The organism is Caulobacter sp. (genome assembly GCF_965279145.1).
Lineage (GTDB): Bacteria > Pseudomonadota > Alphaproteobacteria > Caulobacterales > Caulobacteraceae > Caulobacter.
Genome location: NZ_OZ257139.1, coordinates 817,786 through 838,685 on the forward strand (window position 1 = coordinate 817,786; position 20,900 = coordinate 838,685).

Annotated in this window: 17 protein-coding genes and 1 tRNA gene; 13 read left to right on the forward strand and 5 right to left on the reverse strand. The window is 63.9% G+C overall.

Annotated elements, in window-relative coordinates; all coding sequences use genetic code 11:
* Nucleotides 1-37 precede the first annotated feature (37 nt).
* A complete protein-coding gene (locus tag ACQY9P_RS03795) occupies nt 38-682 on the forward strand; it encodes a helix-turn-helix domain-containing protein (RefSeq protein WP_421736592.1) in 645 nt (214 codons plus the stop codon).
* Here the strand turns inward: ACQY9P_RS03795 and ACQY9P_RS03800 are convergent.
* Nucleotides 679-1,986 carry an MFS transporter gene (locus ACQY9P_RS03800; RefSeq protein WP_421736591.1) on the reverse strand — a complete coding sequence of 436 codons (1,308 nt, stop codon included), beginning with the start codon at nt 1,984-1,986 and terminating at the stop codon, nt 679-681. The genes ACQY9P_RS03795 and ACQY9P_RS03800 overlap by 4 nt on opposite strands.
* A gap of 121 nt (nt 1,987-2,107) precedes the next feature.
* Here ACQY9P_RS03800 and motA point away from each other — a divergent pair, with 121 nt between their 5' ends.
* The 3 genes from motA (at nt 2,108) to mnmD (ending at nt 5,358) form a co-directional block, all read left to right on the forward strand.
* Complete coding sequence (gene motA / locus ACQY9P_RS03805) at nt 2,108-2,977, forward strand: flagellar motor stator protein MotA (protein ID WP_421736590.1); 870 nt, start codon at nt 2,108-2,110, stop codon at nt 2,975-2,977.
* Between the two features lie 151 nt (nt 2,978-3,128).
* Nucleotides 3,129-3,458 (forward strand): hypothetical protein, encoded by a 330-nt coding sequence (locus tag ACQY9P_RS03810; protein ID WP_421736589.1) that lies wholly within the window; start codon nt 3,129-3,131, stop codon nt 3,456-3,458.
* 106 nt (nt 3,459-3,564) lie between these two features.
* On the forward strand, nt 3,565-5,358 hold the full coding sequence (mnmD, locus tag ACQY9P_RS03815) for a tRNA (5-methylaminomethyl-2-thiouridine)(34)-methyltransferase MnmD (RefSeq protein WP_421736588.1): 1,794 nt from the start codon (nt 3,565-3,567) through the stop codon (nt 5,356-5,358).
* A gap of 297 nt (nt 5,359-5,655) precedes the next feature.
* On the opposite strand, the gene ACQY9P_RS03820 is transcribed toward mnmD, so the two are convergent.
* Nucleotides 5,656-6,870 carry an OmpA family protein gene (locus ACQY9P_RS03820; protein WP_421736587.1) on the reverse strand — a complete coding sequence of 405 codons (1,215 nt, stop codon included), beginning with the start codon at nt 6,868-6,870 and terminating at the stop codon, nt 5,656-5,658.
* Between the two features lie 420 nt (nt 6,871-7,290).
* Here ACQY9P_RS03820 and ACQY9P_RS03825 point away from each other — a divergent pair, with 420 nt between their 5' ends.
* The 3 genes from ACQY9P_RS03825 to ACQY9P_RS03835 all read left to right on the forward strand — a co-directional run bounded on the left by ACQY9P_RS03825 (nt 7,291) and on the right by ACQY9P_RS03835 (nt 10,293).
* The gene (locus ACQY9P_RS03825; protein WP_421736586.1) at nt 7,291-8,553 is read left to right on the forward strand and encodes a tyrosine-type recombinase/integrase; all 1,263 of its coding nucleotides are present in this window, start codon (nt 7,291-7,293) and stop codon (nt 8,551-8,553) included.
* Between the two features lie 247 nt (nt 8,554-8,800).
* On the forward strand, nt 8,801-9,034 hold the full coding sequence (locus tag ACQY9P_RS03830; RefSeq protein WP_421736585.1) for a helix-turn-helix transcriptional regulator: 234 nt from the start codon (nt 8,801-8,803) through the stop codon (nt 9,032-9,034).
* Nucleotides 9,034-10,293 carry an AAA family ATPase gene (locus ACQY9P_RS03835; RefSeq protein ID WP_421736584.1) on the forward strand — a complete coding sequence of 420 codons (1,260 nt, stop codon included), beginning with the start codon at nt 9,034-9,036 and terminating at the stop codon, nt 10,291-10,293. Before ACQY9P_RS03830 ends, ACQY9P_RS03835 begins: the two co-directional genes overlap by 1 nt.
* A 315-nt stretch (nt 10,294-10,608) precedes the next feature.
* Here the strand turns inward: ACQY9P_RS03835 and ACQY9P_RS03840 are convergent, their stop codons facing one another.
* The gene (locus ACQY9P_RS03840) at nt 10,609-11,172 is read right to left on the reverse strand and encodes a hypothetical protein (protein WP_421736583.1); all 564 of its coding nucleotides are present in this window, start codon (nt 11,170-11,172) and stop codon (nt 10,609-10,611) included.
* 294 nt (nt 11,173-11,466) lie between these two features.
* Here ACQY9P_RS03840 and hsdR point away from each other — a divergent pair, with 294 nt between their 5' ends.
* From hsdR to ACQY9P_RS03865, 5 genes are all read left to right on the forward strand, one after another.
* On the forward strand, nt 11,467-13,911 hold the full coding sequence (gene hsdR, locus ACQY9P_RS03845; protein ID WP_421736582.1) for an EcoAI/FtnUII family type I restriction enzme subunit R: 2,445 nt from the start codon (nt 11,467-11,469) through the stop codon (nt 13,909-13,911).
* 2 nt (nt 13,912-13,913) lie between these two features.
* A complete protein-coding gene (locus tag ACQY9P_RS03850; protein WP_421736581.1) occupies nt 13,914-14,486 on the forward strand; it encodes a hypothetical protein in 573 nt (190 codons plus the stop codon).
* A gap of 2 nt (nt 14,487-14,488) precedes the next feature.
* A complete protein-coding gene (locus ACQY9P_RS03855) occupies nt 14,489-15,943 on the forward strand; it encodes an N-6 DNA methylase (protein WP_421736580.1) in 1,455 nt (484 codons plus the stop codon).
* Nucleotides 15,940-17,667: a restriction endonuclease subunit S gene (locus ACQY9P_RS03860; protein WP_421736579.1), complete on the forward strand. Its 1,728-nt coding sequence runs from the start codon at nt 15,940-15,942 to the stop codon at nt 17,665-17,667. Before ACQY9P_RS03855 ends, ACQY9P_RS03860 begins: the two co-directional genes overlap by 4 nt.
* A gap of 110 nt (nt 17,668-17,777) precedes the next feature.
* A complete protein-coding gene (locus ACQY9P_RS03865; protein WP_421736578.1) occupies nt 17,778-18,617 on the forward strand; it encodes a hypothetical protein in 840 nt (279 codons plus the stop codon).
* A gap of 307 nt (nt 18,618-18,924) precedes the next feature.
* Here ACQY9P_RS03865 and ACQY9P_RS03870 read toward each other — a convergent pair.
* Together ACQY9P_RS03870 and cpdR are read right to left on the reverse strand one after the other, a co-directional pair.
* A tRNA-Val gene (locus ACQY9P_RS03870) sits at nt 18,925-18,999 on the reverse strand.
* A 117-nt stretch (nt 19,000-19,116) separates the two neighbouring features.
* Nucleotides 19,117-19,473, reverse strand: a complete 357-nt coding sequence (gene cpdR / locus ACQY9P_RS03875) for a cell cycle two-component system response regulator CpdR (protein ID WP_010918630.1) — start codon at nt 19,471-19,473, stop codon at nt 19,117-19,119.
* A 152-nt stretch (nt 19,474-19,625) separates the two neighbouring features.
* Here cpdR and ACQY9P_RS03880 point away from each other — a divergent pair, with 152 nt between their 5' ends.
* Complete coding sequence (locus tag ACQY9P_RS03880; RefSeq protein ID WP_421736577.1) at nt 19,626-20,564, forward strand: N-formylglutamate amidohydrolase; 939 nt, start codon at nt 19,626-19,628, stop codon at nt 20,562-20,564.
* The last annotated feature ends 336 nt before the right edge of the window (nt 20,565-20,900 follow it).

A 20,900-nucleotide genomic window follows, 5' to 3' on the forward strand; every position in this document is an offset into this window, starting at 1 on the left:
GCATGGCCCAGAAACGGGTCAACAAGGGATGTTCAACATGCTGTCTCCGCTTCGCCAGACCGACCACGCGCCGACCGCAACCGGGCCCTTCGGCTTCACCGGTCCCTGCCTGCGCCACGCCCGCGACGAAGAGATCTTCAGCGAGGGCGACAGCGCCGACTACATCTACCAGGTGATCTCCGGCTCGGTGCGGACCTGCCGGCTCCTGCGCGACGGCCGTCGCCAGATCGACGAGTTCCATCTGGCCGGTGACTATTTCGGCATCGAGGCCGGCGACCTGCACCGCGTCACCGCCGAAGCCATGGCCGACACCACCGTCCGCATGGTCCGCCGGGGCGCCCTGAGCGATCTGGCCGCCCAGCGCGCCGACGTGGCCCGGGCGCTGTTCCGGCTGACGGCCGAGGGTCTGCAACGCAGCCAGGACCACGTACTGATGCTGGGCCGCAAGTCGGCGCGCGAACGGGTGGTCGGCCTGCTGGTCGATTTGGCCGAACGCACCGGGGCGCAGTCGGAACTGGACGTGCCGATGTCGCGTCAGGACATGGCCGACTATCTGGGCCTGACCATCGAGACCGTGTCGCGCACCCTGACCCAGCTGCAGTCCGACGGCGTGATCGCCCTGCCGACCACCCGCCACATCGTGCTGCGCGACCGCGCCGCCCTGCGTCGCCTGGGCGACTAGGAGCCTTCGTCGCTGCGCTCGAGGCTGGCCAGGGTGGCCTCTTCCTGGGCGTCGCCCTCATTGGCGCGGCGCAGCATCTCCTGGCTCATGGCGTAGACCAGCAGGCCCGCCAGGATCAACGTGTTCAACGCGAACGGCCCCCAGCCGATGTGGCGGTACAGCAGCACGAACAGCGGCCCGAACACCACATTGAGCCCATTGATTGCGGCGATGGCCCCGGCCGCCCCGGCCTGGTCCCGCGCCCCGACCGACAGGGAGGCGCCCGCCGTGAACCCCGGACGCGCGAAGCCGTAGCCCAGATTGGCGATGGCGAAGCCTATGGCCACGGCCGCGTAGTCGGGCGCCAGGGCCACGATCACATTGCCCACGGCCGCCGCCGCCACGCCCCAGCGCATCAGGTCGCGCGGCCGCATCGAGAACATGCGGATCAGGCCCCACTGGGCCAGCAGGCCCGCGACCGCCCCCGCCGCCATGGCCAGGGTGATGTAGCTCTGGGCCTGCATCGGCGGCAGCTTCAGCTTGTCGATGATCAGGAAGCCCAGGGTCTGTGACTGGGCCGTCTGGCACGAGGCGACCAGGAAGCCATAGATCAGAAAGGGCTTGAGGCGCGGGTCCTTCCACAGGGCCACGCCTTCGCCCTTGAACGGGAAGCCCCTCCGGCGCGGCGCCGCGTCGCTGTTTCCGGGCTTGAAGGTCTCGGGCAGGCCGCGCTGGACCACGATCAGCATGATCCCGGCCAGGATGGCGAAGGCGAACATCGGCCCCGCCAGACCCACGACGGGCAGCACGAACAGCGGGGCCAGCAGCGGCCCGACCACCGTGCCCAGGCCGAAGGCCCCGGCCAGGGTGGCCATGGTCTGGGTGCGCTCCTCGCGGCTGGTGCGCTCGGCCATATAGGCCTGGGTGGCGGGATTGGAGGCCGAGCCGAACAGGCCAAACAGCGCCCGCGCGGTCAGGAACAGGCCGAAGATCACCATCGGGGCGGCCAGATGATGCAGGCCGGCGCTGACCACCACGGCGCACAGGGTCATGGAGACGCAGAATCCGGCCAGGCCCAGCAGGATCAGGGGCTTGCGGCCGCGCAGGTCGGACTGGCGGGCCCAGAACGGCGAGCTGATCGCCCACAGCACGGCCGACAGCGAGAAGATCGCCGCCACCAGCACGTCGGGAATGCCGATCTGCCGCCCGATGGCCGGCAGCACCGACCACATGCCGCTGTTGCCCATGGCCGAGACCACGGACACTCCAAAGAGGATCGCGAATGCGCCCCGGTTGCTCCGGGCTTCTTGTGCGGCGGTCGACATCAAACACTTGTTAGGCTGGTCGGCGCGACCACGCAACTCAGGCCCTTCTGGCCCTGTGGGAACGTTGGATTAAGCATTAACCCCGATGATGCGGGATCAATTCTCGGGGTCGGCTTTCGTCATGTTCCAGATCATCGGCATCGTCCTGCTCTTTGGCCTCGTCTTCGGCAGCTTCATCATGTCCGGCGGCAAGATGGACGTGATCATCGAGGCCGCCCCGCACGAGCTCATGGCCATCCTGGGCGCGGGCGTCGCCGCCTTCCTGATCGCCAACTCGATGACCACCATCAAGGCCACGGCCGGCGGCTTCGGCAAGATCTTCAAGGGCCCCAAGTGGAAGGCTGCCGACTATCGCGACCTGCTCAGCCTGCTGTTCCTGCTGACCAAGACCATGAAGTCCAAGGGCGTCATCGCCCTGGAAGCCCACATTGAAAAGCCGCAGGAAAGCACGATCTTCTCGCGCTATCCCAAGATCGCCCACGACCACTTCGCCGTCGACTTCATCTGCGACACCCTGCGGATGATGACCATGAACCTGGAAGATCCCCACCAGGTCGAGGACGCGATGGAGAAGCAGCTCGAAAAGCACCACCACGAGGCCCACGCGCCGGCCCACGCCCTGACCAACCTGGCCGACGGCCTGCCCGCCCTGGGCATCGTCGCCGCCGTGCTGGGCATCATCAAGACCATGGGCTCGATCACCGAGCCCCCCGCCGTGCTGGGCGGCATGATCGGCTCGGCCCTCGTCGGCACCTTCCTCGGCGTGTTCATGGCCTATGGCCTGGTTGGCCCGATGGCCACCCGCCTGGCCTCGGTCTGCGACGACGACTACGCCTTCTACAAGATCATCCAGGCTGTTCTGGTGGCCCACCTGCATGGCAACGCCGCCCAGATCTCGGTCGAGATCGGCCGAGGCAACGTGCCCACCGATTCCCAGCCCAGCTTCCTGGAACTGGAAGAGGCGCTGCAGGCCATCCCCAACGACGCCTGATAGACCCGCTGGACTCTGTCCGCGAAGTAATCACGGGCGCGTGAACTCTGGCTTGCGCGCCCATTCGAACCGGTATTCCCTGACACGGACAGACGCCGCCTGGAATTGCGGGCGGCGCGCTCGAGACAAGGGATTGCCCATGAACGCCACCATGCTCCGTAAGCTTCTCATCGCCGGCGCGGCCGTGTCGGCCCTGTCGCTGGCCGCCTGCGGCAAGAAGGAAGAGGGCGCCGACGCCTCGACCGCCGCCGCCGAAGCGGCCGCCGCAGGCGCCAGCACCGTGACCGACGCCGCCGCTGCTCAGGATCAGGCCGTGGCCGACGCCAACAAGGCCGCCGCCGACGCCGCCGCCGCCCCGGCCGCCGAAGGCGACACCGTCGCCTCCACGGGCGCGACCGCCGCCGAGGCCCCCGCCGCCCCGACCAAGGAGCCGGCGACCCCGCCCGCCGCCGCTCACGACGAGAAGAAGGCCGCCCACTAGGGCCCAGGCTTTCAGCCAGATCGAGAGGGGCCGTCCGCGAGGGCGGCCCCTTTTTCTTGGCCGCTCCAGATTGACAGCCGCCCGGCCGGGGCGGCTTTAGCGCGGCATGAGCGACACCGCCCCAGGCCCTGAAGACGACACCTCGCCCCTGATCTGGAACGAGAACGGCCTGCCGCGTTCCCGACTGTATGGCGACGTCTATTTCTCCAGCGCCGACGGCCTGGCGGAGACCCGCGCGGTGTTCCTGACCGGCTGCGGCCTGCCCGAGATCTTCGCCGGCCGGGACCGTTTCGTCGTCGGGGAACTGGGCTTCGGCACCGGCCTGAACATCGCCGCCCTGCTGCACCTGTGGCGGCGCGAGGCCCCCGCCGGGGCGCGGCTGAACATCTTCTCGATCGAGGCCCATCCGATCAGCCGCGAAGACGCCGCCCGCGCCCTGGCCGTCTGGCCCGAGTTGGGCGAGGCCGCCCAGGCCCTGATCGACGGCTGGCCCGGCCAGGCGCGCGGCTTCCACCGCGTCGACCTGCCCGCCTTCCGCGCCACTCTGGACCTGGCGGTGATGGAGGTGGGTCCCGCCCTGGCCGCCTGGGACGGCGCGGCCGACGCCTGGTTCCTGGACGGCTTCTCGCCGGCGCTCAATCCCGCCATGTGGAGCGAGGACATCCTGGCCGCCGTGGCCGCGCGCTCGGCCCCGGGCGCGCGCGCCGCCACCTTCACCGTCGCCGGGGCCGTGAGGCGCGGCCTGCAGGCGGCGGGCTTCGAGATCGCCAAGCGCCCCGGCTTTGGCCGCAAGAAGGACCGGCTGGAGGCCTGGCTTCCCGGCGATCCGCCCGCCCCGCATCGGCCGACCAGCCTGGCGATCGTGGGCGGGGGCGTGGCCGCGGCGTCCCTGGCCCGCGCCGCCCGCGCCGAGGGCCTGAGCGTGACGGTCATCGACGCCGGGGCGGCCCCGGCCTCGGGCAACCCCGCCGCCCTCGTGACCCCGGCGCTGGACGCCGGCGGCGGCCCGCGCGCGGCGCTCTATGCCCAGGGGCTGGCCCGCGCCGCCGCCCTGTATCAGGCCTTGCCCGATGCGGTGATCGCCCGCGGCGTCCTGCAACTGGCCCAGGACGAAGCTGTCGAAGCCCGCTTCGCCGCCATCGCCCGACAGGACCTGTTCGAGCCCGGCGCGATGACCCTGCTGCCCGTGACGGCCGACCGCCTGGGCGAGCCGACGGCTCCGGCGCTGGAAATGACCCAGGCCCTGGTCGTCGAGCCCCGCGCCATTCTGGACGCCTGGCGCGGCGAGGCCCTCAAGGCGCATGTCCAGGCCATCGAACACACCCCGGAAGGCTGGCGACTGCTGGACGCCTCCGGCGCCGAGATCACCCGCGCCGACGCCGTGGTCATCGCCCCTGGCGCGGGACTGGGCGAGTTGCTGCCGAACCTGCCCTGGCGCCCGGTGCGCGGCCAGACCAGCTGGATCGCGCTGAACGGTCCGCGCCAGACGCCCGTCGCCTTTGGCGGCTACGCCGTTCCGACCCGCGACGGGGTGCTGTTCGGCGCCACCCACGACCGCCAGGACCTGGCCACCGAGGAGCGCGCCGAAGATCACGCCCGCAACCTGGAGACGCTGGCCAAGGGCCTGCCGAGGCTGGCCGCTGGCCTCAGGTCAGCGGCGCTCACCGGCCGCGCCGCGATCCGCGCGACCACCGCCGACCACGTTCCGATCGCCGGCAAGGTCGAGGATGGACTATACGTTCTGGCCGGCCTGGGCTCGCGCGGCTTCTGCCTGGCGCCCCTGCTGGCCGAGCATGTCGTGGCCGGAATCCTGGCGGCGCCCTCGCCGCTGCCGCGCGAATTGTCGCGGCTGGTGCGCCCCGGTCGTTTTGACTCGCGCGGAACGAGAGCCGGCGTATAGTCGAGGCGTCGCAACCGGACGGGGACGTCCATGTCGCTCCAGGCTTCCAGTGCCGTCGTCGCCGCGCGTCAGGCGCGCCCCTGACGGTCGCGCTCGCAATCCCTCACGGCCGACACCCCCAATAAGGTCGGCCGATTCCGGCGCCCTCGCCCTCTTGGGCCGCCGGGGATGACGCTCCCGACGCCCCATCGGGAGCGTCTTTTCGTTCAGCGCCCCCCTCAAGGCACGAACCCTTGGCCCACGAAAAAGGGGCCCGGCCTTTCGGCCGAGCCCCCAATCCAGTTTCGACGTCGATCGTTAGAAGTTGATCGAGATCGAGGAACGACGGTTCAGAGGTTCCTTGACGCCATCACCAGTCGCGACGGCCGGAGCGCTTTCGCCCTTCCAGTCGACGGCCAGGCTGGTGGCGGCGACGCCCATGCCCACCAGGCCATCGGCGACGGCCTTGGCGCGGCGTTCCGAGAGCTTGGCGTTATACTTGTCCGAGCCCGAACGGTCGGTGTGACCCGTCACGGTGATCTTCGTGGCGCCGCCAGCCTTGGCGTAGTCAGCGGCTTGCGAAACCACGGCCTGGGCTTCCGGCGTCAGCACGTACTGATCGAACGGGAAGTAGACCACGAACTCACGCGCCTCATAGGCGGCCGCCGGCGGAGGCGGGGGCGGAGCCGGGGGCTCCATGACCGGGGGCGGCGGGGGCGGCGGCGGGGGCGGCGGGGGCGGAGGCGGGGGCGGCGGCGAGCCGAAGGTATAGCGAACGCCCAGCGTCAGCGAGGCGTCCTTATACTTGCCGTCGAACGAGCCGACATCGGTGATCGCGCCGACGCCCGGGCCGACATTTTGCGTCACCGAACCCCAGGTGAGGTCCTTGGTGGCCAGATAACGGCCGGTCAGGTCCAGGCTCCAGTTCGGCGCGAAGTCCCACGCCAGACCCAGAAGGCCTTGATAGGCGAAGGCCTGATCGACGTCGTCGATGCTGGTGTTCTGGAAGGGCGCGGCGAAGGCGGGCACGCCGCTCAGCTGGCCATAGACCTTGTTGTGAACCCAGGCGACGCCGGCGCCGGCGCCGATGAAGGGGTGGATGGCCGAGTCGGGCATGAAGTCATAAATGACGTTGCCCATCAGGGTGGTGGCCTTGATCTCGCCGTTCGGGCCATCGCACTTGGGCGAGGCCGCGGTGCGGATCGGGCCAGCCAGGCAAAGACCGGTCGGCTGGGCGCCGGACGCATTGCCCGTGCCGTGAACGCCCTTGATGTCGGAACCGCGATAGCCGTACTCGGCCTCGACGCGCCAGTTCGGCGTGAACTTGTAGCCCAGACGCCCGAAAGCGGCCCAATCCTCGTCCTGCGAGAAGGTCCAGTTGTAGCCGGCCGAAGAGGTGGCCTTGATGTCCTTGGGGATATGGTAGCCGGCGTCGCCAGCGACATACCAACCGCTCGTCGCGCTTTGGGCTGACGCGCCGGAGGCCGCGCAGAGCGCGACCACCGCGACGCCGGCCAGCAATTGGAATCTCATGTTCGTGCACCCTTTAGTGGAATTGTCATGGAGCCGACGTTGAGCGGTTCCAGCACGACAAACGCACCGCGGATGATTTCGGGTGTGGCCGATCGGCCACATTGGCGAGCATAAGCTCAAAACCTAGGAAACCCGGTCCTGGGACAAGCGAAAACCCCGCCGAAGACGGGTGTTTCAGACTGGGTTTTGAAGAAGGAATGGTGGACGCGACAGGGATTGAACCTGTGACCCCCTCGATGTCAACGAGGCGCCAGCGTCTTTCCCCGGCTTGTCCGCCGATGCCCCAGATTACCTAAGCAGTTGAAAAACAACGGACTAGGACGACCCGTCCTTTTCTCCGGTTTACCCCCACATGACCTGAGTTGCCACGACGCTGGTGTCTATTTGGTGTCGGGCGGCTCGCTGCATTGGAGACTGCGAGTGACCAATCTCACCGCGAAAATCACTAAGCGCGCCGTTGACGCGCTTCAAATCCCGACCATGGGCGAGACCCGCCTCTGGGATACCGAGGTCAAAGGCTTCCACATCCGCGTCCACCCAACGGGGCGCAAAGTCTATGCGCTGCGATACCGGCGCGGGACGGTTCAGCGCACCCTCACAATTGGGCGACATGGCTCACCATGGACGCCGGACCAGGCCCGCGAAGAGGCCGTCCAGATCATCGCCAGAGTGACGGCCGGGCTCGACCCCGCCGCTGAAAAACGTGCTGAACGCAACGCCAGCACGCTGTCCGCGCTCATCGACATCTACCTGTCAGACGGCCCGGCCACAAAGCCCGCGAAGCGCGCCAGAACCTGGGTAGATGACGCGAGCAACCTCAATAGGCACATCAAGCCGCTGCTCGGCAGCCGTCTGGCCAGCGACGTCACCAAGAGCGACGCCGCCAAGGCGATCCGCGACATCACCCAAGGCCGTACCGCCAAGACCGTGAAGACCAAGAAGCGCGGCGTTGCCCGAGTCACTGGCGGGCCTGGAGTGGCCAGAAGGACGCGGATCACAGCGGCGGCGATGTATGCCTGGGGCATCGAACACGACCTGGTGACCACCAACCCGTTTGCCAGTGTGCGTCTGGCCGCAGCGCCCGTGAAAGAGCGCTTCCTGTCGCCCTCAGAGCTGAAGGCCCTTTGGACTGCGGTGGGAGATCTGGAGGCAACGATGGGGATCAACCCGACCTTCGCGGACGCCATCCGGCTGCTACTGCTCACAGGCGCGCGCAAGACCGAGATCCTTGGCCTCAAGTGGTCGGAAGTCGATCTAGGACGCCGGGTGCTCACCCTGCCGCCCGAACGGACCAAAGCGGGAGGCAAGACAGGCGAGCGCAGGATCCCGCTATCTGATGAGGCCAGCAGGATCCTTGCCCGACGCCACGGCGCGTCTGACGGCGATCTTGTGTTTCCGGCGTCTGGCGCTGCTGGTCATGCGGTTGCCCTTCGACGCCCGTTCAAGAAGGCCTGCGACCGCGCGGGTTTGTCAGACGTCCGGGTGCATGACCTGCGGCACAGTTATGCGAGCGCTCTCCTGGCTTCGGGCCACAGCTTGCCCCTGATCGCAAAGGCTCTGGGACACGCTGGCACCCGCACCACCGAACGGTACGCACACCTGGCCGATAATCCGCTCCAGGCGGCGGCGAGCGAGGTGGCGGACCTGGTGTTTGGGCAGACGCGGACCGCGAACGCTGCGTGAGTCGGGCGAGGGGGTTGGGCGATGCCTGCCCCCTCACTTCGCGGTGGATAAAGTTTGGAAATACACTCATGCAAACGCCTATCAATATCACCTACAGCGTCGTGAATGATCAGCGCCAATGACTTAGCAAGCTCTTCACCCCCTGGACACTTCCAGGAACACCGGGACGACCGGGTCTATGAAGGGGAATATCTGGATACCCGCTGTCAGGGCACTTCCTGACCTCACACAGAGAGAGCGCGGGTAGATGTCACCCCACGAAACACACAAACAAGACGGCGGGCTTCTAACCGTCGAGGAAGCAGCCTATCGGCTGCGGCTGTCCGAGTCTTCGCTCAACAAATGGCGGGTCAGCGGCAATGGGCCAGCCTTCATCAAGCTGGGCCGTCGTATTTTTTACAGAACATCCGATTTGGATGCCTGGCTATCGCAGAGCATTTACAAAAGCACGACGCAATATAGCACTGGGGAGCGCCTCTAATGCTGTTCCCAACTTACGAAAACTGGCTATCCAAGCTTTGGCAAGATGCCTTTTTTGAAGGCGACACCGAAGAAAACCTGCGCAAACGCTACAAAGCCCAACGCGAGCGAGCGATGCCTTTTCGCGGCGGCTGGGCGGAAATGACCCCACCAACGGCTAATGAGTGGCTGATTGACGGCCTGATCCCCAAGCAGGGCTATGCACTAGCATACGGCAATCGGGGGACAGGCAAGACGTTCGTGGCGTTGGACATGGCAAGCTCTGGAGCGCTCGGCCTACCCTTTCTGGGCTTTTCAGTTCCAAAGCCGTTTGGCTCGGCCTTCTTCGTTGGCGAGAAGCAAACTGGCTTCGGCAAGCGCCCCATCGCTTGGTCTATGGACAGAGGCGTTTCCGGTGCACCGCCCTTTGTCTGGTTTACAGCTGGGGTCCCTGTTCTGCTCGATGACGCCTCCGTTGCCAAAACAATTGCCTACCTGAACGAAGAAGTGCGGCCGCAGATGGAGGATCGGGGCCTCCCTCTGGAGGCGGTCTTCATTGATACGCTGGCACGCGCTGTGGCCGGGGCAAGCGTCTCAGAACAAAGCATTGCATCGCGAGGTACAGATGCGATTGCACGCATCGCCGATGGCGCTGGCGTCTCAGTCATCATGCTCGCGCATGTCGCCAAGGCAAAGGCTGGCGTCCACCAAGACGCGACAGCCAAGGGCGCGGGCGAGTGGGAAGACGCTGCTGAAACGGTCATCAAGCTGGACAGGGCAGGAACCAGTCCCGTCCGGACGTTAACGGTGACGAAGCAGTCCGACGGCGTTGACGGCTGCAAGGCCGCCTATGAATTGCATCCGGTCGAAGTGGGGCGAGACAGCTACGGTCGCCTCATAACCTCTTGTGTTATCAAACCTTCGACCCTCCCAACACGGCAGGCCAAGGGTAAGTCGCCCCATTCCTCAGCTAGCGAAATCCTGGGTCAGATCGAGGCGATGATAGCTGCGGGAGCCAGCGACCGATATATGCCGAAGGGCCCGGACAGCAGCGTCGGATCGGCGGTGACTGCGATTTCACTCAAGGCGCTGAGGGAGCGGTTGGTCGCTAGCGGCTTTAGGTCCTCCCTGCGACCGCCTCCAGGTGACGCCAAGGCGTATCAGACTTGGCTGGACAGCTGTCGGAAGACGTTGGATCGCGGGTTGGCCAGCCTGGTTGAGACCAGTCGCATCGAAAGAGATGACGAACGCATCTGGATCCCTACATCCGGTCCAGACTGACATCGGACGGTTTCGGACAGGACACGGACACACCCCCTAGGGGTGTGTCCGTGTCCGGTCCGTCCAGATGTCTGGGCCGATTTTTGTCCAGCCTTGCGGTTGAACCGACCTCTCCAGCATCAACAAGCGCCGGAACTCTCCGTTGACGTCGTTGCTTTTCCAAAGGTCGCAAATCGCTGTGAGTACCGAACGATGAAGTGTTCGTCGACACCTCGAAACACCACGCAGATGTGGATGGACATACCCCTTTAGGGAGTGCCCTGTCCGTCCACAGAGTGGCTGGCGGTACCAGCAAACAACGCGGCCAGGAGCTTCTTAAAGGGTCCCCTCCACGAAAGCCGCGTCTTGCTCCCAATCCGACATCGCCGCTGTCATCGACTCAAAATTGTCTCGCTGACCAGCTTGGCGGGCCAACCAGCGCAGATGTAGCGCCATCGCCTGCCGACGTTCCGCCGTGCCTGGTTTGCCCCAGCGGCATGCATGCTCTTCCGGGTATTCAGCCGGTAGCTCGATATCGAAAAAGGTCGCTAGCAGGAGACGCCGCTTGGGAAGGCTCAAACCCTTGCGGCCGACGCGATAGCCGAGGAGGTGGAGCGGACTTTGGTCGGCCCAGCTTCTCAACCTGTAGCCATTAGGCGGCGCAGAAAACGCTGGATTGCCCGCCGCGAGCGTCTCGAAGGTGGCTGGAAGAATTTCTTCCACAATCCCCACCGTCATCAGAAAGCCATCGCGGCTCAATGTTTCCGCGCTATCGGCAGTAAGCGAAACGCACCAACCTTGCTTCACCGCATAGGCCAGCTGCGCATCGTCGTCGCAGAAGTGGACATGGCTGTTGCAGGCATTGCAGTGCCTGATCTGATCGAAACTTGTCCCGTCCAAGTCCTCCCAACTTTTTTCGCACCTCGCGCCCCAGGAGCAGTTCCTGAGTAGTGTCTGGCTTATCGGCATCATCGATCTCGCTGCTTCCTACGCATGCGATTGGACTGCTCTCCTTTTTGCCGTTCAAGCCCCGAACACAATTTCCAATTGTCTACATCGGTCCGCCACGCCCATCCGCCTCCCTGTCTTGTGATCCTCGCCGTTTCTTGCTCAGGTAGCGCCGAAGGTAGAGGGGCTACTATTGGGCAAGCCAAAAGGCGCTCTTGAGCGAGCCGCGTGGTTCTCAACCGCGCCATGAGCAGATCGAGCCTTAGCGAAGCCGACATCTGCACCAAGTTCATCACGCCGGCCTTGGCCGAGGCGGGGTGGGATATCGTCACGCAGATCCGGCAAGAAGTCAGCTTCACTAAAGGCCGCATCATCGTGCGCGGCAAGCTGGTCACGCGTGGCAAGGGCAAGCGCGCTGACTATGTCCTTTACTACAAGCCCAACATCCCCCTGGCCCTCATAGAGGCCAAGGACGGCTCACATAGCGTCGGGGATGGCATTCAGCAGGCGCTGGACTATGCCGAGACGCTCGACATTCCCTACGTCTTCTCGTCGAACGGCAGCGGCTTTGTGTTCCACGACCGCACGGGAGCCAGCGGCGAGAAGGAAAGCAACCTCTCGCTGAAGGCCTTCCCCTCTCCTGCCGATCTCTGGGCGCGCTACGCCGCCTGGAAGGGCTTCTCGGACGAAGCCGAGCGGGTGGTGCTGCAGGACTACTTTGACGACGGCAGCGGCAAGGCTCCCCGCTACTACCAGGTCAACGCGGTCAACGCCGCGATCGAGGCCATTGCCCGTGGGCGAGACCGCGTCCTTCTGGTCATGGCGACAGGCACGGGCAAGACCTACACGGCCTTCCAGATCATCTGGCGGCTGTGGAAGGCCAAGCAGAAGAAGCGCATCCTGTTTCTGGCGGATCGGAACGTCCTGATCGACCAGACGATGGTCAACGACTTCAGGCCTTTCGGATCGACCATGGCCAAGCTGTCAGCCAAGTCGAAGACCATCGAGCGCAGCGACGGCAGCACGGTCGATCTCGCTACCGCCATCGGCCCCAAGCGGCGCATCGACACGTCTTACGAGATCTATTTGGGCCTCTATCAAGCGATAACCGGACCGGAGGAAGCCCAGAAGCTCTACAAGGAGTTTTCCTCCGACTTCTTCGACCTGATCGTCATCGACGAATGCCATCGAGGCAGTGCGGCAGAGGACTCTGCCTGGCGCGAGATCCTCAACCACTTCTCGTCGGCCACGCAGATCGGTCTGACGGCCACGCCCAAAGAGACGGAGTACGCGTCCAACAGCGACTACTTCGGCGAGCCGGTCTATTCCTACTCCCTCAAGCAGGGCATCCGAGACGGCTTCCTGGCCCCCTATAAGGTCATCAAGATCCACATTGATCGCGACGTGGAGGGTTACCGGCCAGAGAAGGGCACGCTCGACCGCGACGGCGAGGAAGTCGAAGACCGCATCTACAACCCCAAGGACTTCGACCGCACCTTGGTGCTGGATCAGCGCACCAAGCTGGTCGCCGCGCGGGTTACAGAATTCCTCAAGGAGAGCGGCGACCGCTTCCAGAAGACGATTGTCTTCTGCGTCGATGAGGAACACGCCGCCAGAATGCGCCAGGCCCTGATCAACGAGAACAAGGACCTCGTTGATCAGAACGCCAAATACGTCATGCGCATCACCGGCAGCGATCAGGAAGGCCAGGCCCAGCTTGGCAACTTCATCGATCCCGAGTCGCGCTATCCCGTCCTCGTCACCACCTCGCGCCTGCTCTCCACGGGCGTTGACGCCCAGACCTGCCGGCTGATCGTTCTCGACCGCCCTGTTGGCTCCATGACGGAGTTCAAACAGATCGTGGGCAGGGGCACGCGGGTCCACGAGGACACCCGCAAGTTCTACTTCACCCTCATGGACTTCCGGGGCGCCACCAACCACTTCGCCGATCCTGAGTTCGATGGCGAACCGGTGCAGATTTACGAGCCGGGCGAGTTCGACCCGATCACCCCGCCTGACGACGTATCCTCGGATGAGGAAGACGACATCCCGCCCGTTCCTGGCCCTGACGAGATCGTGGTCGATCGTCCCGATATCACGATCACCGACAGCTTCAGCGAGCCGCGACGCAAGGTCTATGTCGATGGAGTCCCCGTCGCGGTGATCTCCGAGCGCATCGAATACCTCGACGCCAACGGCAAGCTGGTCACCGAAAGCCTGCGCGACTTCACCCGCAACACCCTGCGCAAGCACTACGTGTCGCTGGAGGCTTTCCTGCGGCGCTGGAACGAGACCGATCGCAAGCAAGCCATCATCGACGAACTGGCCGAGGAGGGTTTATCGCTAGAGGTGCTCAGCGATGAAGTGGGCAAAGGTCTCGACCCCTTCGACCTGATCTGCCACGTCGCCTTCGATCAGCCGCCGCTGACCCGCCAGGAGCGCGCCACCAACGTTCGCAAGCGCGACGTCTTCACCCGCTATGGCGACCAGGCCCGCGCGGTGCTGGAGGCCCTGCTGGCGAAGTATGAGGATGAGGGTTTGCTGAACCTGGACGATCCGCAGGTTCTGCGGATCGCGCCTTTCGATCAGATGGGAACGCCCATGCAGTTGGTTCGGCAGTTTGGGTCTCGTGCGAATTTCGAGAGCGCCGTTCACGACCTCCAGGCCGCGATCTATAGCGGCGGCGCGTAGCCATGCCTGCTGTTCAGATCATCCGCTTTTCAGCAACGCCGGAAGAGATGCGGCTGCTTTTGGAAGCGCACGAAGCCGAGTTCACCAAGACCAAGGCGGTCGAAAGCCAAGCGCGCGAAGCGTTGGAAGACGGCCTAACCGCTCAGCAGGCGATGGACCTCATCAGAGCGGTTTGCGAGTGGGGAAAGTATGCCGGGATAGCGGGCCGTGTCCGCGCCAGAAATAGCCCGGAGACTATTTTGCTGCGCATCCGGGAGGCGTTGTCGTTGGTTGACGCGGGCTTGGTGGGCGAGGCGGTATTCCGCATCGCCAAACTGAAGGGCCTGGGTCCTTCATTTGCTTCGAAGGCGCTTCGGTTCCTTCGCCCCGATAAAGCCGTCGTTTTGGATAGCGTCATCAGCGAGGGTCTGGGCTTTGCGCGAGACCTACCTGGCTACAACGCCTTCCTGATGGAATGCGTCCGAATTGGCGAATTGATGAACGTCCCGGACCAGCCTAATCCCGCCCCATCAAATCGAGTCTGGCGTCCCTGCGATGTCGAGATGGCGATCTACGCAAAGCTTCGAGGCCTGTAATCGTGTCTGTCCGCACCCTCGTAAAATCCATCCAGAAAATCATGCGCAAGGATGTCGGCGTTGACGGAGACGCCCAGCGTGTGGGTCAGCTTTGCTGGCTGTTCTTTCTCAAGATCATCGATGACCAGGACCAGGAGCTTCAAATGCTCCGCAGCGACTATCGCTCGCCGATCCCGGACCATTTGCGCTGGTCGGCCTGGGCAGCTGATCCGGAGGGCATGACCGGCGAGGCGCTGATCGACTTCATCAACGACACACTATTCCCCAAGCTTAAGACCCTGCCATTGAGCGGCAAGCCGGGTGACCGCGCCCGCGTGGTGCGCGGCGTCTTCGAGGACGCCTACAACTACATGAAGTCGGGCCAGTTGCTGCGCCAGATCGTCAACAAGATCAACGAGGTCGATTTCAACGACCTCGCCGAGCGTCAGCATTTCGGCGACGTCTACGAGCAGCTTCTCAACGACCTGCAGAGTGCCGGCAACGCAGGCGAGTATTATACGCCCCGCGCCGTCACGGCCTTCATGGTCGACCGTATCGACCCGCACCCCGGTGAGATCCTGTTCGACCCCGCCTGTGGCACAGGCGGCTTTTTGACTTGCTCGATCCGGCACATGCGCGAACGCTATGTGAAGCGGCCAGAAGACGAGCAGGCCCTGCAAGCCGGTCTAAGAGCGGTAGAAAAGAAGCCCCTGCCGCACATGCTGGCCACCACCAACATGTTGCTGCACAGCATCGAAGACCCCAGCTTCGTGCGCCATGACAACACTCTGGCTCGCCCGCTGATCTCATGGAGCAAGGATGAACGCGTCGATATCGTGCTCACCAATCCTCCTTTTGGTGGTCAGGAAGAGGATGGCATCGAGAGCAACTTCCCAACCTTCCGTACCAGAGAAACGGCGGATCTATTTCTGGCGCTGATCGTGCGGCTGTTGAGGCAGGATGGCCGCGCAGCCGTGGTGCTGCCTGACGGCTCGCTGTTCGGCGAGGGCATCAAGACGCGGTTGAAAGAACATCTGATGGAGGAGTGTAACCTCCACACCATCGTTCGGCTGCCCAACTCGGTCTTCAAGCCCTACGCCTCCATTGGGACTAATCTGCTGTTCTTCGAGAAGGGCGCGCCGACCAAGGAGACATGGTTCTTCGAGCATCGCGTGCCGGAGGGCCAGAAGGCCTATTCGATGACCAAACCGATCCGCCTGGAGCACTTGCAGCCCTGTATCGACTGGTGGGGTGGGAAGGAGCGGAAAGGGCGCGAGGAAGGCCCGCAAACCTGGCGCGTCACCATCGATGAGGTGAAGGCGCGCGGTTACAATCTTGACTTCAAGAACCCGCATGCAGTGGCGGATGACCACGGTGACCCAGACACCCTGCTCGCTCAGTTAGACGCCGCAGAGCGTGACGTCGCTGACCTCCGCGACCAGTTGAAGACGATCTTGGCCGAGGCGCTGGCACGATGAACGCCGAGCGTCTCCTGGAGCACTACGAGCGGATCGCCGACGCGCCGGATGCGATCACCCGCCTGCGCCGCTTCATTCTCGAACTGGCCGCGCGCGGCAAGCTGGTGCCGCAAGACCACAACGACGAACCAGCCTCTGAACTGCTGAAGCGGGTAGCGAAAGAGAAGGCGCGCTTGGTGAAGGCAGGTGAGATCAAGAAGCCGCCAACACTAAAGCCGATCCAAGATGGTGAAGCACTTTACGCATTACCAAAAACTTGGGCTTGGGTGCGTATCGGCGACATCTTCGACTACGATGCCGGGACAAAGCGCGATCCGAAGGAGTTGGATCAATCGCGATGGCTTCTGGAGCTTGAGGATATCGAAAAGGACACGTCGAGGATCGTCGCCCGGCTGCGCGTCAGCGATCGAGACTCGCAAAGCACGAAATCCGAGTTTGAACTTGGTGACATTCTTTACGGCAAACTGCGCCCCTATCTGAATAAGGTGGTGGTTGCTGATGAGCCCGGTTACTCGACCACCGAGATCGTCGCAATCCGCGCCTTCCTGCCGCTTTGTCCTGAATATTGCGCGCTCGCATTTCGTCGCCCCGATTTCGTGGCGTATGTCGAGCGATTGGGACGCGGCACCAAGATGCCACGCCTTCGTACGCCCGACGCAATCGTTGCGCCCTTCCCGCTGCCGCCGCTCGCCGAACAGCACCGCATTGTGGCTAAGGTCGATGAGTTGATGGGCCTGTGCGACCGGCTGGAGACGGCGCGGAAGACGCGGGAGGCGACGCGCGACCAGTTGACGGCGGCGAGCCTCGCTCGCCTCAATACGCCCGATCCAGAAACGTTCCAGGCCGATGTAGACTTCGCGTTCGACGCGCTCGACGCGCTTTTCACGCGTCCCGACCAGATCAATCGCTTGCGGCAAACCATCCTCCGCCTCGCCTTGTGCGGCAAAATAGTACCGCAGGACCCTCGCGACGAATTGGCGTCTAATTTATTAGAGCGGATTGTCGCAGAGAATAAGAAACTGATCGCGGAAAAAGGTATCCGCCCCCAAAGACCTGCACCACCTGCCAATAATTTCGAAGTGTATAGCGAAATACCGCTGACATGGCGCCATGTATACCTGCAGGATATCGCTTATCAGATTACAGATGGGACACACCTAACGCCACAATACACCGAGACAGGGAAACCCTTTCTATCGGCGCAGAACGTAAAGCCTTTTCGGTTCATTCCAGATAGACATCGGTTTGTTTCAGAGGCTGATTTTGACGGCTACCGCGCAAACCGCCGACCCGAGCGTGGCGATATTTTGATGACACGGGTGGGCGCGGGTATTGGCGAGGCTGCCGTACTCAATTCTGACTTTGAATTCGCCTTCTATGTCAGCCTGTGCCTTATCAAGGTGCCCGTCCGGCTCGTCAGCTCGGACTATCTCGTACTTTGGCTGAACAGTCCTGAAGGTCGAGAAAGTTCAACGAGCCGCACCTATGGCAAAGGCGCATCCCAAGGAAATCTTAACTTGGGACTTATTCGAACATTTAAGATCCCACTCCCGCCGCTCGCCGAACAGCATCGCATTGTCGCCAAGGTCGATGAGTTGATGGGCCTGTGCGATCGCTTGGAGGCGAGCCTGACGATTGTAGGTAGCACCCAACAACGGTTGTTGGAGGCCATACTGCACGAAGCGTTAGCACCAATAGAAGTCGGTGACAGGGAGGCCGCTTAGTGAGTGAACTTCCAACACGCCCGCGCCGCGTCTGGCTTCGCTCATTCTATGGATTTAGCCCAGAGAACGACGGCTACATCGGCTGGAGCGAGGCCCGCACGCGCGACAGAATGCTCGGCCTGATCGAAGACGGCGACCTTTTCATGATTTATGGCGCGGTGAGTGCCGAAACCAACAAGGCTGAGCGCAACCGTATTCTGGGCTTCCTCCAGGTCGAGGCTCGCCCAATTAGAGATGTCGATAAGGCCTCGCCAGTTGGCATGGAACGTAAGCGCACCCAAGGCTGGAAAGACAAATGGACCTATGCTTTGCCAGTGGTGCGCGCATGGAGGGTCGATGAGCAGATGCTTTTGGAACGGATCGCCCCTGAGACCTATCGGCCGGAGGCCGGGCAATCGATCGCCGTGTGGAGCCCGCCTTTGCTCTCACAGGAGGTCGAACGGGCATTGAAGATCAAAGTGACGGAGGTGAACGTTTTCGGGGAACCGGCGCTCCCTGGGCCTGGATTTGAGAAAGCACCCCTCGGTCAAGCTTTCCAGCCTTCGCGCGCTTTTCCTGGCGGCTTTGGATCCAGAACCGCCTACTACGAAGATGGCCCGACCCGGCTCTATCTGGCGCGCTTTGATGGCGACGGTTTTGCGCTCCTAGGTCGGGACCATCCCTTCGGCGATAAGTCTGTTCTTATGAAAATTGGCGTCTCGAACGACCCTGGCAGACGCTCTTTGGAGCTCAACGCCGGCTTTCCACCCGCGTGCGTAGGAAAATGGTCCATGCAGCTCCTGTCGGAACCCTATGAGGCGCGAAGGCCGGCAGAGGATGCCGAACAGGCCTTTAAGGACCGAGCCGCCAAAAACCTACGCAGCTTGGGAGGAGAATTCTTCTTGGGCGACTGGACCTCCGCGCAGATCATTTTTTCGGGCGTACCCGGTGTATCTCGGTTCGGTGGATAAGCGCAGTCGCGCGGCGCGCCTCGACGTTCCGAAATTTGTCGGCGCTCTCGGCTGCCTAGAGACGTAACGAGTCGCCAGATGGGACCCGCGCCGGGGCAACCCCTCCCCCCGGGGGCATCAGAACGGCCAGAGGTAGCCCTTTTTCTTTTCGAGGGGGTGGCGGGGGCCTGTGGGGCATGATCGAAATATCGAACACCGTCGGGCTTGAAATTGCGCCCTGTGGTGTCGATTTGGTGTCGGGCCGAAACCGGCCTGAAGAACCACCGCCACCGAATGACGCTAAGTCATTGAAAAGAAAGGAGGAGTATGGTGGACGCGACAGGGATTGAACCTGTGACCCCCTCGATGTCAACGAGGTGCTCTCCCGCTGAGCTACGCATCCGCCAAAGCGACCCAGAAGCACTTTAAAAGCGTCCCGGGCGGGAAGGTGACGGGGTATAGCGGCGGCTTTCGCATCGCGCAACCCGCCAGTTTTAAATTATGTGACGGGGCGAGAAAGTTAGGCGGCCATCATCTTTTCCACCTCGGCGACAAGGTCGCGCAGGTGGACGGGCTTGGACAGCACCTTGGCCCCGGCGGGCGCGCGGTCCTGGGCCGACAGGGCCACGGCGGCGAAACCGGTGATGAACATGATGCGCAGGGACGGATCACGTGCGGCGGCCTGACGGGCCACCTCGATGCCGTCCATGCCCGGCATGACGATGTCGGTCAGCAGCAGGTCCCACGGGTGATCGAGGTGCTGGACGGCCTCCTCGCCATCGGCGCAGGCCTGGACCTCGAAGCCGGCGCGCTCCAGCGCGCGGGCCAGGAAACCCCTGAGCGAATCGTCGTCTTCGGCGAGAAGGATGCGGGCCATGTGGGTCTTGGTTCCGGATTGATCGGATTTGAACGCCTACTGTAACGCGTCGACTGTAAATCGGGGATGAACCCCGCGCCTCGCCCACAGGAACGCGCCAGTTGTCCAAAGGTGTTTGACCGCAAGCGGCGGCGCTCGCCTATATAGGAGCCATGACCGCTTGGGAGCCGATCGCCACGACGGAGCCGTCGGCGACGGCCCCGTCCCCGGCCGCCGCCCCCGTCGCCCTGCCCGCTCATGACGTTCTGCGCGCCGCGCCCGAAGGCGCGCCGCCGCCCACGGCGCTGGTTTTCGCCTCTCCCCATTCCGGCGACATCTATCCCGAAGACATGATGGCGGCCGCGCGCCTGACGGCTGACGCCATCCGGGGCTCGGAAGACGCCCATGTCGACCGCATCATCGAGGGCGCGCCGGCCCTGGGCGCGGCGGTGATCCGCGCGCGGCTGGCGCGGGCCTATATCGATCTGAACCGCGATCCCTGGGAACTGGACCCGGCGATGTTCTCGGACGAACTGCCCGACTTCGCCCAGGGCCGCTCGGCGCGGGTGGCCGCCGGACTGGGGGCCATCGCCCGGGTAGTGGCCGAAGGCCGGCCGATCTATGCCCGCAAGCTGACCTTCGCCGAGGCCAAGGCCCGGATCGACCTGGCCCACCGCCCCTATCACGACGCCCTGGACCGCCTGCTGGCGGCGGCGCGGTCGACGCACGGGGTCGCGATCCTGGTGGACTGGCACTCGATGCCGGCGGCGGCGGCGCGCGGCCAGCGGGCCAGAGGCGGCGGCCCGTGCGACATCGTGCTGGGCGACCGGTTCGGCGCGGCCTGCTCGCCCAGGCTGACCGCCCTGGTCGAGCGCGAGCTGGAATCGATGGGGTATCGGGTGGCCCGTAACGCGCCCTATGCCGGCGGCTACACCACCGAGCACTATGGCCGGCCGGCGCGGCGCACCCACGCCCTGCAGATCGAGATCAATCGCGCGCTCTACATGAATGAAGCGACGCGCGAGCCGACCGAGGGCCTGGCGCGCCTGACCGCGGACGCCGCGCGCCTGACCCAGGCCTTGGCCGATCTGGACGTTTCCAGCCTCCGATAAGCCGTTTTTACCCCCGAGACGGATCGTCGCGGACATTTCCCGGGTCCAGGCCAAAAAAAAGCCCGGCTCGAAAGCCGGGCAGTTCATTAGGGAGGAAACGCCCAGGAAGGGCAGAGGCGGCGAGGCCGCCTCACACCTCATTTATAGGGTGCGGTGCGAAATCGGGCAAGCGGAAAAGTCGACAGCGATGTCGATTTTTCTGGAAGGGTTTCGAGAAACCCTTTGCAGCGCAGGGATTGAAGAACGCCGATCTGCGAGAATGTTCATTTTTTAGGCATGTTGCAGTGCACAATTAGTTGCGAGCGAAACAACCTCGGCCGCCAACAGCGCGCAAAC